Consider the following 14009-nt stretch of genomic DNA (forward strand, 5'->3'; position numbering starts at 1 on the left):
CGTGTTCAGAGCCCGCCGACGAATGTCGATGTATTGTTGAGCCTCATGACTTCAAAGCTCAGCGCGACCACGAAGGTCAGCCACGCAAACAGGGGCCAGAGCAACCAGCCTGCCGGTCTTGAGCAGCGTCCGACGATGGCCACGGTGAAAAGCGCGTAGAGCCATAATGCCAGCGCGGCCAGGAAGCCCGACTGAACATCCCGCCCACCAAAGGTGATACACACCTGCAAGGCCAGACCGGCGACGATACCCAGCGTGAGTGCCGCTGCGAGAAAGCGAAAGGCACCGCGCTCGCTGCGCTGTGTGATCCACAGGCTGATCGCGATCAATTGCATGGTGAGAATCGAAATGAGGTTGGGCAGAATTCCGACCGGCGTCCAGTCGGGGGTGTTCAGATTCGCCGTCCACAGCGCCGCTTCGCTCGATTGTACCCAGCCCGCAAATCCACCCGACACGCCCGCCGCGACGAGCATGTAGATCAATAAGCGTATCACTCCGGGACGGTTGCTGGCGTCCATGATGGTTTACACTCTCCTAAAGCCCAGTTTCATGCGCAGCCCTGCAATCGCCGAGCCATCATGCCGCAGAGCTGGCGATCCGCCATGCGGGCGCATTTGCCGCCCTTACCCCTACTTGACGTTTGTGGCGGGGTGGTGTCGCTTTCAGGGCATGACCGACACTGTCCTGGAAACCGAACGCCTGCTGCTGCGACCGCCGAATCTTTCGGATTTCGAGCCGCTCTGCACGATGATGGCCGACGAGGTCACAACCCGTTTTATTGGCGGGGTGCAATCGCCCGCGCTGGCCTGGCGGAGCCTGTGCGGTATTGCCGGCCACTGGCGTTTGCGCGGCTATGGCTTTTTCTCGGTGATCGAGAAGGCAACGGGCCAATGGCTTGGCCGGGTCGGGCCTTGGTATCCGCATGGCTGGCCGCAGCCGGAAATCGGCTGGACGCTGAATCGGGAAAGCTGGGGCAAGGGTTATGCGACCGAGGCCGCGATCGCCTGTATGGATCACGCCTTCGATACGCTGGGCTGGGACAGTGTTATCCACCTCATTCATGCCGATAATCACGGTAGTCAGGCTGTCGCCGACCGTGTCGGCTCGACCAATAGCGGCCAGGAAGTGGAAGTTCCGGGCTTTGGTATCCTGGTGGATATCTGGGGCCAGACCGCCGCTGACTGGCGCGCCAATCGTCAGGAATTTATCGCGGATGTCGTCTAGAGCTTTACCGACAGGAGAATTTCCATGAGGCTTCGTCGTATTGTTATCATGCTCGATGGCTCGCCATCCGATGGCCCGCTTCTGCGGCAGGGTGTGGGGCTTTGCCGCGAGCACGAGGCTCGCCTCGACGCCCTCTTCGTCCGCCGCAACCTGGCCAGCGGCGCCGACTTTCTCGGCGATTCCTTTTCGACCTACGGGATGGAGGCCGTGCTCGAAGCGCTCGCGGATGCTGCAGCGAAGGCCAGCGCTGCCGCGCACGCCGCTTTCGAAACGGTGGCTGACGAGGCCGATGAAGCGGTGATTGGAAAATTCATCGAATACATTGGCTTGCCTGAGGAAGCGCTCGCCGATGAGGGGCGCCTGTGTGACCTGTTCGTCATGGCCAAGCCCGAAGGACGGGCTGGAGCCGCGGCACTGCAATCTATCAGCATGGCGGCGACACGATCGGGCCGCCCCGTGCTCCTGCTCCCGGCGGAGCGGGACCCGGAGGCGGGATTCAAGCGAATGGCGATTGCCTGGGATGGCTCGCTGGAGGCGATGCGCGCAATGGTCGGTGCCATGCCGATGCTGCAGGCCGCCGATGCGGTCGCGGTCTTGCGGGCGGGACGTGGCGCTGAAGCTTCAGACCAGCTGGCGGAGGTCGCTGCCTATCTCGACCTGCATTGCGTGACAGCCGCGACCAGCACGATTGCGCTCGAGGGGCGTAGTGCTTCGGAGGTGTTGATCGATGCAGCGACGGCAGACCATACCGATCTTCTCGTGATGGGCGGGTTTGGTGCGCCAATACTGCTGCGCGCCCTCGGCCGTGATGAAACGACGTCACTGATCGACGGGACGTCCTTCGCTGTCCTGCTGGCGCATTGAGCCTGGACTAGCTGATGAAGGGTGGGAGATCGTCGCGTAGCCAGCCGGTGATCTGGTAACGCCCGGCACCGGCAAAGGGCGAGATCGGACTCACCGAATGGATCCGGTGTCCGTCAAACAGCGACAGCAGATTGAAGCGCGGCATCAAGGCCCGCTCGACATCCTGCTTGTCATCGAGAAACATCAACAATCCGCCCCAATCGGTTTGCCAGTCGCGCGTGAAGCCAAACGTGTACGCCGCGCGGCGTTCGTTATTCATGCCAACATCGCTGTGACGGGTGAGGAAATGGCCGCGCGAATAGAGCGTGGCCTGGCAGTCGGCCTTGGTGATCTGCTTGGCACCGATCACTTCGCAACCGAAGTCCAGAAAGGCCGGGGAGTTCATGAATTCCGTCAATTGATGGATCGGGTGTCCCGGATCCCAGCCCTCGGAATAGGCCTGGATCATCGGGTAGGATGAGTAGAGAAAGCCGATATTCTTGCGCGCCATTTCCATGACGCCGGCGATGATCTGTTGCAGGCCGTCGCGGCCCATGGCCTGCATTTCAGCCTGGTCGAGACAGACTACCGAGCCGTAATCCGCAACCTGTCCGCCCTCCGGCGCGACGAAGACCAGCCGCCAGGAGATCTGCCGGGCGAGCATTTCGTGAACGGCATTGGCCGTGTCTTCCGTCAGTATGTCCGGGATTTGTACCAGGCCGGTCTTGGCATACAGGCGGGCATAATGGGCGACGTCGAGATCCGGGTTCAGCTTGAAATCGATACTGGGGCTCATCGGCGCGGTCATCCTGCAGGCTGGGGTAATCGGGTGGCGGGAGTGTGTGACGCGCAGCGCTGGCGGGCAAGGCCTTGATCAGGCGGCATGCCGCCGCAGGGCGCTGCGGGAATCAATACCAGCCCGCCTCGCGCAGGCCGGGCGCGTGGGTGCGGCTGACAGGGGCCTGCACACCATTGCTCAACGTGAGAACGGCGCGTCCGTCGCCGCGGGAGACGGTGTCGACGGCCTGGCGCGCCACCCACCAGGAGCGATGGGTCTGACGGCCGTCCAGATTCTCGACAGCTGTCATGGCATCGCTCAGCCGCATCAGGACCAGTGCATCGCCGGCAGAGGTGTGGACGCGCAGATAGTGATCTTCCGACTGCAGGGCCAGCAAGGGGGCGCGCTGCAGGCGTGGCGGCAGCTTGTCGAGTAGGGCCCGGCTGATCGCCGGCGTTTCCGGCGGCGCGGCGCGGCGGTCCATCAGCCAGCCCAGCGCGGTCACGGCCGCAGAAATGACCCAGACGAAGATGAAGACGACGGGCAGGGCCTGGACCGCGAAAGGGTGCGAGAGCAGCGCCTGGATGGTGACAACGCCGATCGTGATCGGGATGCTGATCAGGAATGAGGCGAGCGCGTAATGGGCGAGGCAGGGCCAGTCGCCGGTGAGGCGCGCCAGAAACAAGGTCACCAGGGCGTTGGAGGCCCAGCCCAGACTCATCAGGCCGACCCAGTAGAACCAGACGCCGGGAAATCCGAGCTGATGGGTTTGATAGGGTCCGAGTACGGACAGAAAACTGCCCAGCACCACGATAATGGCGATGGTTGGCAGCAGGCCCTTGTTGGAATCATTCGGGGTCATGACGTCCATTCACGAAGCGTGGATCAACACCTAGCGCATTTCGCGAACCGCATCAGCCCGTTTGCGCAATCGCGCTTCAATCCCTGCCGTGATGCGTTTTTGTGTCTCCCACAGACCACGCCATCCGAGGAGATTGCCATGAATACCGAAGCTTTCCTGACCGCCCCCTTCGTCGTCCAGCTGCATGTCTTGAGCGCCGTTGGAGCTTTGCTGATCGGCTCGATCCAGATGTTCGCCCCAAAGGGCAATCTGCCGCACCGCACGATGGGGATTCTCTTCGTCCTGTTGATGGCATCGGCCGCGATCAGCGCGATCTTCATCCGGCAAATCAATGGCGGCAATTTTTCCTTCATCCATATCTTCGTGCCGCTGACGATTATCGGCGTCTTCCGTCTCGTCCTCTCGGCCCGCCGGGGTGACCGGCGCGGTCATCGAGGCCAGGTCATGGGTCTGTTCTATGGCGCCCTGATCATTCCCGGCCTGCTCTCCTTCATCCCGGGGCGCCTGATGCACACGATTGTCCTCGCGGGCCTGTGATCAGCGATCTTTCCGGCCTCACCTGAAGCTGTTGAAGACAGCCGGGATGCGGCGCCGGGTCCGAAGGGGCTGGTGCGGGGAGAGATTTTCCCGGTTGACCTGCGGGATCGTCGCCGCAACCATTCCGGCGGATGGAGAGTGTTATGCGGTCTGGTTTTCTCGGTTTTCTTCTCATGGCCGGTTTCGCGGCGCCGGTTCAGGCCCAGGCGCCGCGCGATGTGCTGCTTGAGGTCTGCAACCAGACCGGATTTGCCGTCGCCGCCGCCGCCGCCTACCGGACGACGCCGGCTCCATCGCGCACCTTGCGCAGCTGGTTCATGATCGCACCGGGCGAATGCCTGAACGGCGCCCTCAATGGTGTCGTCGGCGAAGATCTCGACCTGCATGTGATGTCGGGAAGCTGGGTCTGGCCGGCCCGGGAAACTGCTCAGACCTATTGCGTGCCGGCGGACGCGACATTGACCCTGGCGTCAGTCCCGCCCTGTTCGGCCAATCGCCGGGCCCGGGACTTCACCCGCCTGCCTGTTGAGGCGACAAGCCGGCGCGGGCCGGGCGGCCGCAATTTCGGCCGCGTCGTGCATCGCATTCATTGTGAGGACCTGGGCGCGGCCGATGCCGGACTTTGTCCGGGCGCGCCCGTCGATCCGCGCGGCATGGCCGCCTTCGTGCGTGAGCTGGAGGTCTGTAATAATGGCCGTGGGCCGGTGCCGGTCTCGGCCGGCCAGGTCACGACTTCGGGCGGGCTTGAATTCCAGCCCTGGCAGGCGCTCGCAGCCGGCGAGTGCCGGGTAATCTATCGCGGCTTTCCCCGCGACGGCCAGGTCTTGCTCGCGCCCGGTCCCGACAGTCTGGCCGGCGGCGGCCTGGTCTGCATGACTGACAATGCCGATGGGCCGGTCTTCGCCGCGCCGCGCGCGGGCCGTAGCGAGGCCTGCCCGCAGGAAAGGCCGCTGCCGGGCAGCTATGAGACGGTGGTCTTTGGCGCACAGACGGGCCGGATGACGATGTTCGCCGGCCAGTAGCCAATGCCGCAAGCCGACGCTCGCGCTCAATCACGCCACAGATAACGCATTGGTGAAGCGACCGGACGGGGACGTGAATAGCCTTCCGGCGGCTGCGCGATATGGTCTCCCTGCCCGTCGCACACTTTCTTCCCCCCATCGGCGACCGGCCAGACCCTGGAGACCAAGCCTGATGAAAACCCGTACCCCAAAGGCCAAAATTGCGGCCCTTGCCGCGTCCGCCTTCGCCCTTTCGCTGACCGCTGCTGTCGCCCACGCAGGGACTACGCAGAATGAGCCGCCAATGGAGCATTGCTATGGCGTCGCCCTGGCCGGTGAGAATGATTGCGCTGCGGGCCCGGGCACGACTTGCGCCGGGACTTCGACTGTCGATTATCAGGGCAATGCCTGGACCTCCGTCCCGGCCGGTACCTGCGTCGACATCGAGACGCCCTACGGCAATGGTTCGCTGACGCCTGTTGAACGCCCCTGATTTCCACCACTCCTGAATGCGCCGCCCTCCCCCGGGGTGCCGCATCGCGAGGCGAGGTCGCTTGTCCATCCCTGGAACGCCCCCTTCAGCAGGCCTTGGCCTGAAGCCGGAGCACTATCGCCCGGCCCTGGATGAACAGGCGGCCGGCCTGTGGTTCGAGGTTCATCCCGAGAACTACATGTCGGCCGGCGGCCCGCGGCTGAACTGGCTTGATGCTATCCGGGCGAAGGCGCCCGTCTCACTGCATGGTGTCGGCCTGTCGCTGGGCGGGCTGGAACCGCCCGATCCGGCTCATTTGCGGCGCTGGAAAGCCTTGCTCGACCGCTATGAGCCGGTGCGGATATCCGAACACCTTGCCTGGTCGGTTCATTCCGGCACCTATTTCAACGATCTTCTCCCCACCCCGATGACACGCCTCGCGCTCGACCGTTTCTGTGAACATGTGGACGCGATGCAGTCGGCGCTGGGGCGTTCGGTCCTGATCGAAAACCCTTCGCGCTACTTGCCGATGCGCGAAGAAATACCGGAAGCTGAATTTCTCGCCGAGACGGTCCGGCGCACCGGTTGCGGCCTCTTGCTCGACGTCAATAATCTGCATGTCAGCGCCCGTAATCTCGGTTTCGACATCACCGCCTGGCTCGACACGATCCCGGAAGACGCTGTTGGCGAACTCCACCTGGCCGGCCATGAGGCCGATGCGGAGCTGGGCGATGAATTGCTGATCGACACCCATGGTGCGCCGGTCGCAGATCCGGTCTGGCGCCTGTATGAAGCCGTTATTGCCCGGCTCGGGCCGCGGCCGGTCTTGATCGAGCGCGACAATAATATTCCCGCCTTTGGCGAATTGCTTGTCGAGCGCGAGCGGGCGCAGCGTGTGCTTGAGTGCGCACGCGCCGGAAAGTCTGCTCATGTCTGACCGCTTTCATGACGAACTGGTCGCTGCGATTACGAGCGGCGAGGCGGCGGGGCTCGAGCCCTGGTTGACGACGCCCGCGGCGCTGCGGCGCATGGCGGTTTATCGCAATAATGTCGTTCACGGCATGATTGAAGTCCTGCGCGCCGCCTATCCGGTGGTCGAGCGGCTGGTCGGCGCTGGTTTCTTTGCGCCCATGGCCAAGGCTTATTGGCAGGCAGTGCCGCCGACCGATCCCGTGATGAGTCATTATGGCGAGGCTTTCGCCGATTTCATTGACGGCTATGCCCCTTCCGCCGGGCTGGTTTATCTCGGCGATGTCGCGCGCCTCGACCGGGCCTGGCTTGAGGCCCACCACGCATCAGACGAGCCGGCCCTCGACGCCGGTCAGCTGGCAGGACTGGCACCGGAGGCATTGCCGCAACTGGCGCCGCGCCTGCACCCCTCGGTCCATCTGTGCACTTCGAACTGGCCGGCCTATGCGATCTGGCGCAGCAATCGCGATGATGCCGAGCCGGCGCGTGTCGAGCTCAGGCCGGCACCGGACCATGCCCTTGTCTGGCGCCATCGCGGCACTGTGCGCCATCGCGCCCTGTCATCGGCCGATCATGGCTTTCTGGCTGCGCTGGCGCAGGGGCAGACCCTGCAGGATGCGGCCCATGCCGCCGCATCGGTTGATGCCGGCCACAATGCCGCCGACCTGTTCGGTGAGGCCCTTGCCAGTTCAATCCTTGGAGGATCCCGCTCATGACGATCGCAGCGAGTATCAAGACCGCGCAGCACGCGCACCAACGCCTGATTGAGCTCGTGCAGCGCTATCTGGCCGGTGATGCTCTCAAACTCCTCGCCCGGTTGACGCTGGCGGGTGTGTTCTGGCGCTCGCTCCTGACCAAGGTGCAGACCGTTGGTGTCTTTCCCTATACCGAGATGATCAATGATTTCGCGGTGCAGCGTGCGTATCTGCGCCTGCCGGAATTCCCGCTCAGCCTGAAAGCGTCAACGCTGGCTTTGTTCGAGACTGAGTATGCCCTGCCGCTTCTCCCGATCGAGGTCGCGGCCTGGATGGCAACGCTGGCCGAATTCTCCCTTCCCATCCTGCTGGTGCTGGGTGTCATGACCCGATTGTCGGCGCTGGCCCTGCTGGGCATGACCGTGGTGATCCAGATCTTCGTCTATCCGGATGCCTGGTGGAGCACGCATGCCTTGTGGGTGGTGATGACGGCTTTTGTGGCCGGTTCTGGCCCCGGAAGACTCTCGGTCGATCATTGGGCCGGACGCTATTTCGCGCGTTAGGTGCATAAGATTGCCAGCGCACGGCGCGGCAGGCATGCTTGGCTCTGACGGCCTCCAATGGAGGTTTGGGGATCGGGGACAAGCATGCAGGAAATCACCAAGACCGAGCGCGCCGAACGCTTCATGCCAGACTGGATTGTCGGCGCAGCGCTACGCTGGTCGCTTATACCGGGATTATGGGTGTGGGGCCGTGCCTATGCCGCAGACTGGCCCGATGTGGTGCCGTCTGCCGTCAGTGCGGCCCAGATCTGGGCCGTGCCGCTGGTGGCGCCAGCGCAATTGGCGCAGATCGCGGTCTGGGGTGCCCACCTGGCGGTCGTGATGCTCGCCGTCGGCTTTCTGACCCGGATCGTCGGTCTGGCGCTATTGATCGCAGCGATTGTCTTCGCCTGGTGGATTGCGCCGCAGGCCTGGACCAGCGCAGCGGTCTATGGCGCGCTGGCCTTCTATCTCTGTGTGCGTGGCGGCGGGGGCTTGTCAGTTGACGGGGCGGTCATGGGCGCGCTTCGCTAAGGCAAATCCTGACCGGCGTTCCGAAGGTAAAGTAATTGATAACGATGCATTATTCATGATTTGAATGAATCCGTCTGCAGCTCCAGTATTCAACAAATTCGCCCATTGGTGGCAAGTTGTTGAATTGGAAATGCCATGTCGTCGGGACTTGAAGAGCGTCTGAAAAAAGCCCTGGCGGGGCGCTCTCCGGCGGAAATGAATGAGTTCCAATTCCTCAATCTGGAAATGGTCAAGGTCGAGACCGGTGACCGCTGGATCGAGGTCCGCAAGAAAATCTACAGCGTTGCGACTCATTTCGTCGAAAAGCGGGTGCATCCCGATGATGTTGTGGTGCGCTGCCGTGGGGGCTTCATTCTGATCTTCGCGCATTTGTCGGCGGAAGAATCCCGGGCACGGCTCGAAGTCCTCTCGCAGGAACTCAACGTGTTTTTCCTCGGGGACCAGATTCTCAAGGATCTCGACATCAATGCGAGTGCGCGCAAGGTCAATGCGGCGGAATTCGCCCAATTCATACAGATGAGCGCCCAGGCTGACCCCGGCGAAGCGGTGTCGGGTGGTCGCCGCAGGACAGCCGAACAGCCCGCGGCCCCCTCTGGCAGGGACCGGAAACTGGCCCGGAATGGCAAGCAGGGTCGGGCGCCGGCGCTTGGTCGTGACGCGGGCTCGCCGGTACCCGAGTCCGTTGCCCGGTGGGTTGAAGGCCAATCGGCGTCGTCGGCATCATCTTCCGGTCTCCAGGCGGAGCCTCGAACCGTGCCGCGGCCGGTCGGACGCTGGCAAGAGGCTCCGGTCTCAAATTCCGGTCAGCCAGAATACACCGGCGCCATGGTGCCGGGCCGGGACAAGGCGCGGGCACCAGCTCGTCTTGCATATTCGGCGGCCGACGCGGCTGCGAACGTCATGAGCGAGCCCGCGCTGCTTGAGCCGGTGCCGGTCGATATTACACAGCTGTGGGATGATATCATTTTCAAGCCGTGCTGGGATGCGACCCATAATGCGATTTGCTCCAATATCTGCCTGGCCCGGCGCTTCAAGGATGGTGCTGTCTCCTACGGTCGGGACACGCTGATGGGCAGCCGTGCGCCCGAGCTTCACAGCGCTCTTGATATCGCCGTCGCGATCGCGGCCCAGCGCGGGTTTCAACGCGGATATGCCCGCGGCGACAGTTGCGACATCTGCATCCCGGTCCACTACGACACAATCCGCACCGTGGCTGATCGTGTGAATTACTTTTCGATCCTGCAGGTGGTGCCTCCACATCTGCGGCGGCACTTCTTCCTGAGGGTTGACCATATTCCGCACGATGCACCGCTCGCGCAGATGCAGGACATGTTTCGCTCGATGAAATGGTTTGGATCAAATTTGCTCGCGACCGTCCCGTTCGACCAGACGGATCTGAGCCGGTTTGAGGGGTGTGGGATCGATATTTTCGGGGCCGATATCCCGGCTGCAATCCGTGCGGGGGGCATTTCGGACGAGCACATCGAACTCCTGGGCCGCCGGACCAAGGCGGCGAGCCAGCAGGGAGCCGGAACTGCGCTCAGCCAGGTTGATAGTTTCGAGGCGCTGGTCGCCGGCATCAGCGTCGGCGTGCGGGGTTTTGCCGGTGACGCTATCGGGACGGATGCAGCCTTGCCGATCCCAAACCAGGCGCTTTCCTTCGTCGCCCTGCGGCAGCGAGCCGAGGACATGCGCGATTTCGATTGTGAATTGCTGGGTTATGGCAGCTAGGTGCCCCCCATCGCTTGCCGGCACGGCGGCGCGGTCCGGCTGGCCGGCCTGCTAAAAACACCTGGATCGCGCCTGTCGTAACCGTCTGTTTGCACTCACGGGTGTTCTCTAGGGGTTCGGAGCAGGAACGCGATGCAGCCTGAACTCAAAATGAAGCTCAAACTGGCACTCGCGGGCCGCGCGAATGTCGAGATGGGCCAGCTTCAATTCCTCAATCTCGAGGAGGTGAAGCAGCGAGCGGGCTCTGACTGGCCCCATTTGCGCACAAAAATCTATGATGTCAGCGCTCACTTTATTGAGAAACGGCTCGACGCGGACGATGTCACCTTCCGCTGTCAGGGCGGGTTCTTGATCATTTTCAGTGTTTTGACCGGTGATGCAGCGGCGGAGCGAGTGGCTGAAATCACCGCCGAGCTTTCCGCCTTCTTTCTCGGCGACCAGGCATTGGAAACCCTGAAACTCGCCGCAGAATCCCGCAGTGTCTCGCCTGAGGAGTTTCTCGAAATCATAGCCCAGGCCCAGCCGCAGGAAGCGGAAATCCGGCCGTCAGGGGCGGGTGGCGCGACCCGGGATCCGGGGGGCGATCCGGGCCGGCCAGCCTGGGCTGAGGATGAACCGCTTGCCGAAACCGGCCCGCCTCCGCCGCGCTGGACCCAATCGGCCGCGAAGCCCCGCTCGACGCCCTGGGATGATATCGTTTTCAAGCCCTGCTGGGACGCGCGCACCAATGCCGTCTCCCACCATCTCTGTGTCGCGCGCCGGGTGATCAATGGCTTCCCCGCCTATGGCCGGGAGACGTTTACGGTGCTCGATTCCCGGCCACTCAATCGCCTTCTGGACCATTCTGTCGCGATTGCCGCCCAGCGCGGCTTTCAGCGGGTCCATGCCGCGGGTGGTAGTTGCGGCATAATCATCCCGGTGCATTACGACACGATTTCCTCGCTGTCGGAGCGGATGAGTTATTTCGCCATTCTGCAATCGGTGCCGGTGCCGATCCGGCGGCATTTCCAGTTGCGCATTGACGGAATCCCCGACGGCGCACCGGAAGCGCAGATGCAGGAATTATTTCGCTCGATGATGCCCTTCGGGTCGAAAATCATCGCGCGCCTGCCCTATGGCGTCTCGAAGCTGCGTCGGTTCGAGGGCAGTGGCATCGGTATGTTCGGTACTGAAATCCCCCACCGGCTGGGTGATGGTGAGGTCTCAACCGCGACCGTCCAGGCTGTGCTTGGCCTGGTGACGGCAGCCCAGGATCTCAGGGCCGAGACTTTCCTGACGCAAATCGAGAACACGTCACTGCTCGGCGCTTCGGTCAGCGCTGGCGTGCGTTTGTTCAGCGGCGACCTGATCGGGCCGGACCAAGCTGTCCCGACGCCAGCAAGGCCGCTCGAATTCAATGATATCGCCCACAGGCCCGCACCATCATACGATGCGGCGAATGTGGTTCATATCTGAATGAAAACCCGTCCGTGCGAAGGCGTTGCGCTGAAGCGGGCGGGTGTTATAAGGCGGGTTCCACCCGGCCTATCTGTCGATCTCTCCCCACGCGAGGCCCGCACACATGAATATCCATGAACACCAGGCGAAAGCCGTTCTCAAAAGCTTTGGCGCGCCTGTCGCCGAAGGCGTAGCGATTTTCTCTGTCGACGAGGCCAGGGCCGCCGCCGACAAACTCCCCGGGCCGCTCTGGGTCGTCAAATCCCAGATCCATGCCGGCGGACGCGGCAAGGGCAAGTTCAAGGAGCTCAGCTCCGACGCCAAGGGCGGCGTACGCCTCGCCTTCTCGAAAGAGGATGTGGTCAAGAACGCGAAAGAAATGCTCGGCAATACGCTGGTCACCCACCAGACCGGCCCGGCCGGCAAACAGGTCAACCGCCTCTATATCGAGGACGGCGCCGACATCGAGCGCGAACTCTATCTCTCCATCCTGGTCAATCGCGAAACCGGCAAGGTTGCCTTCGTGGTCTCGACTGAAGGCGGAATGGATATCGAGGATGTCGCGCATTCGACCCCGGAAAAAATCCAGACGCTGAATATCGAACCGCTCGCCGGTGTCACCGACGCCGACGCGGACCGGATTTCCGACGCGCTGAAGCTGACCGGTGCGGCCCGGACCGATATGGGTTCGCTGGCGAAAATTCTCTACAAGGCCTTCGTCGAGAAGGATATGAGCATGCTCGAGGTCAATCCGCTGATCGTCATGGAAGACGGTCATTTGCGGGTGCTCGACGCCAAGGTCTCCTTCGACGGCAATGCCCTCTTCCGCCATCCCGACATCATGGAATTGCGCGACACGACGGAAGAAGACGCCAAGGAAATCGAAGCCTCCAAGCATGATCTCGCCTATGTCGCCCTCGATGGTGATATCGGCTGCATGGTCAATGGTGCCGGTCTCGCCATGGCGACGATGGACATTATCAAGCTCTACGGTGCCGAGCCCGCCAATTTCCTCGATGTCGGTGGCGGTGCCACGACCGAGAAGGTGACGGCGGCGTTCAAGATCATCACTGCGGATCCGAACGTCAAAGGCATTCTGGTCAATATCTTCGGCGGCATCATGCGCTGCGACGTCATCGCCGAGGGCGTTGTCGCCGCGGTGAAGGAAGTCGGGCTGAAGGTTCCTCTCGTGGTGCGCCTCGAGGGCACGAATGTCGCGCTCGGCAAGAAGATCATCAATGAATCCGGTCTCAATGTGATCGCTGCGGACGATCTCGACGACGCGGCCCAGAAGATTGTCGCCGCCGTGAAGGAGGCCAAATAGATGTCGATCCTCGTCAATAAAGACACCCGCATCATTGTTCAGGGACTGACCGGCAAGACCGGCACTTTCCACACCGAACAGGCGCTGGCTTATTACGGCACCCAGATGGTGGGCGGCGTGCACCCCAAAAAGGGCGGCACGACCTGGTCATCCGGCCTCGACGGTGCGGCCAGCCTGCCGATCTTCGCCTCCGTGGCCGAAGCCAGGGACGCGACCAAGGCTGATGCCTCGGTGATCTATGTGCCGCCTGCAGGGGCTGGCGCCGCGATCATTGAAGCGATCGATGCGGAAATTCCCTTCATCGTCTGCATCACCGAAGGCATTCCCGTACTCGACATGGTCAAGGTCAAGGCGCGGCTGGAGACATCCAATTCCCGCCTGCTCGGCCCCAATTGCCCGGGCATTCTCACCCCTGAAGAGTGCAAGATCGGCATCATGCCGGGCTCGATCTTCAAGAAGGGCTCGGTTGGCGTGGTCTCACGCTCCGGCACTTTGACCTATGAAGCCGTGTTCCAGACCACCCAGGTCGGCCTTGGCCAGACCACCGCGGTCGGCATTGGCGGCGATCCGGTCAAGGGTACGGAATTCATCGACATGCTCGAGCTTTTCCTTGCAGACCCGGAAACCAAGTCGATGATCATGATCGGCGAAATCGGTGGTTCGGCTGAGGAAGATGCAGCGCAATTCCTCAAGGATGAAGCCAGGAAGGGCCGTTCCAAGCCTACGGTGGGCTTCATCGCCGGGGTCACAGCCCCGCCAGGTCGTACCATGGGCCATGCCGGCGCCATCGTTTCCGGCGGCAAGGGCGGCGCGGAAGACAAGATCGAAGCCATGAAATCGGCCGGCATCATCGTCTCGCCAAGCCCGGCCCGTCTCGGCACCACGCTGGCGGAATTGCTCAAGGGCTGAGCTTTTGCGCTGACATGAACAAGCCGCGTCCGGGTTCGTCCGGGCGCGGCTTTTTCGTGTCTGGCGTCAGCTGTCAGCAAGTTGGCACCAGTGGCCTGCGCAAACCTTCTGTTCTCCACAGAACGGCCATAGATGGTTGTTAACCGTATCG

16 protein-coding genes are annotated in these 14009 nt (G+C 62.6%); 13 read left to right on the forward strand and 3 right to left on the reverse strand.

Features of this window, described 5'->3' with window-relative positions; translation table 11 throughout:
- Nucleotides 1–5: 5 nt before the first annotated feature.
- Complete coding sequence (locus tag BLT42_RS00340) at nt 6–518, reverse strand: tryptophan-rich sensory protein (RefSeq protein ID WP_091765035.1); 513 nt, start codon at nt 516–518, stop codon at nt 6–8.
- A 151-nt stretch (nt 519–669) separates the two neighbouring features.
- On the opposite strand from BLT42_RS00340, the gene BLT42_RS00345 reads away from it, so the two are divergent.
- On the forward strand, nt 670–1224 hold the full coding sequence (locus BLT42_RS00345) for a GNAT family N-acetyltransferase (RefSeq protein ID WP_091765038.1): 555 nt from the start codon (nt 670–672) through the stop codon (nt 1222–1224).
- A 24-nt stretch (nt 1225–1248) separates the two neighbouring features.
- Complete coding sequence (locus BLT42_RS00350; RefSeq protein ID WP_143023982.1) at nt 1249–2088, forward strand: universal stress protein; 840 nt, start codon at nt 1249–1251, stop codon at nt 2086–2088.
- Nucleotides 2089–2095: 7 nt separating this feature from the next.
- Here the strand turns inward: BLT42_RS00350 and BLT42_RS00355 are convergent, their stop codons facing one another.
- Entirely contained in the window at nt 2096–2863 is a 768-nt protein-coding gene (locus BLT42_RS00355; protein ID WP_091765825.1) for a 2OG-Fe(II) oxygenase, read from the reverse strand.
- Nucleotides 2864–2975: 112 nt separating this feature from the next.
- A complete protein-coding gene (locus BLT42_RS00360; protein ID WP_176780175.1) occupies nt 2976–3707 on the reverse strand; it encodes a LytTR family DNA-binding domain-containing protein in 732 nt (243 codons plus the stop codon).
- A 138-nt stretch (nt 3708–3845) separates the two neighbouring features.
- Between BLT42_RS00360 and BLT42_RS15055 the strand changes: the two genes are divergently transcribed.
- The 11 genes from BLT42_RS15055 to sucD all read left to right on the forward strand — a co-directional run bounded on the left by BLT42_RS15055 (nt 3846) and on the right by sucD (nt 13858).
- Nucleotides 3846–4244: a DUF2306 domain-containing protein gene (locus BLT42_RS15055; RefSeq protein WP_176780176.1), complete on the forward strand. Its 399-nt coding sequence runs from the start codon at nt 3846–3848 to the stop codon at nt 4242–4244.
- Nucleotides 4245–4387: 143 nt separating this feature from the next.
- Complete coding sequence (locus BLT42_RS00370; RefSeq protein ID WP_091765047.1) at nt 4388–5266, forward strand: hypothetical protein; 879 nt, start codon at nt 4388–4390, stop codon at nt 5264–5266.
- Between the two features lie 172 nt (nt 5267–5438).
- Nucleotides 5439–5738 (forward strand): BufA1 family periplasmic bufferin-type metallophore, encoded by a 300-nt coding sequence (locus BLT42_RS00375; protein ID WP_091765048.1) that lies wholly within the window; start codon nt 5439–5441, stop codon nt 5736–5738.
- Nucleotides 5739–5805: 67 nt separating this feature from the next.
- Nucleotides 5806–6654 (forward strand): MNIO family bufferin maturase, encoded by an 849-nt coding sequence (bufB, locus tag BLT42_RS00380; protein ID WP_407657262.1) that lies wholly within the window; start codon nt 5806–5808, stop codon nt 6652–6654.
- Entirely contained in the window at nt 6647–7402 is a 756-nt protein-coding gene (locus BLT42_RS00385) for an HvfC/BufC family peptide modification chaperone (RefSeq protein WP_091765053.1), read from the forward strand. The genes bufB and BLT42_RS00385 overlap by 8 nt, the downstream gene beginning before the upstream one ends.
- The gene (locus tag BLT42_RS00390) at nt 7399–7944 is read left to right on the forward strand and encodes a DoxX family protein (protein ID WP_091765056.1); all 546 of its coding nucleotides are present in this window, start codon (nt 7399–7401) and stop codon (nt 7942–7944) included. Before BLT42_RS00385 ends, BLT42_RS00390 begins: the two co-directional genes overlap by 4 nt.
- An 84-nt stretch (nt 7945–8028) precedes the next feature.
- Nucleotides 8029–8457 (forward strand): DoxX family membrane protein, encoded by a 429-nt coding sequence (locus BLT42_RS00395; RefSeq protein ID WP_091765059.1) that lies wholly within the window; start codon nt 8029–8031, stop codon nt 8455–8457.
- A 135-nt stretch (nt 8458–8592) separates the two neighbouring features.
- Nucleotides 8593–10188 carry a hypothetical protein gene (locus BLT42_RS00400; protein WP_091765062.1) on the forward strand — a complete coding sequence of 532 codons (1596 nt, stop codon included), beginning with the start codon at nt 8593–8595 and terminating at the stop codon, nt 10186–10188.
- Between the two features lie 132 nt (nt 10189–10320).
- Nucleotides 10321–11643: a hypothetical protein gene (locus BLT42_RS00405; protein ID WP_091765064.1), complete on the forward strand. Its 1323-nt coding sequence runs from the start codon at nt 10321–10323 to the stop codon at nt 11641–11643.
- 106 nt (nt 11644–11749) lie between these two features.
- Nucleotides 11750–12949 (forward strand): ADP-forming succinate--CoA ligase subunit beta, encoded by a 1200-nt coding sequence (sucC, locus tag BLT42_RS00410; protein ID WP_091765067.1) that lies wholly within the window; start codon nt 11750–11752, stop codon nt 12947–12949.
- Entirely contained in the window at nt 12950–13858 is a 909-nt protein-coding gene (sucD, locus tag BLT42_RS00415; RefSeq protein WP_091765070.1) for a succinate--CoA ligase subunit alpha, read from the forward strand.
- Nucleotides 13859–14009: the final 151 nt, after the last annotated feature.

Origin of the sequence: Maricaulis salignorans, from assembly GCF_900103475.1 — a bacterium.
GTDB lineage: Bacteria > Pseudomonadota > Alphaproteobacteria > Caulobacterales > Maricaulaceae > Maricaulis > Maricaulis salignorans.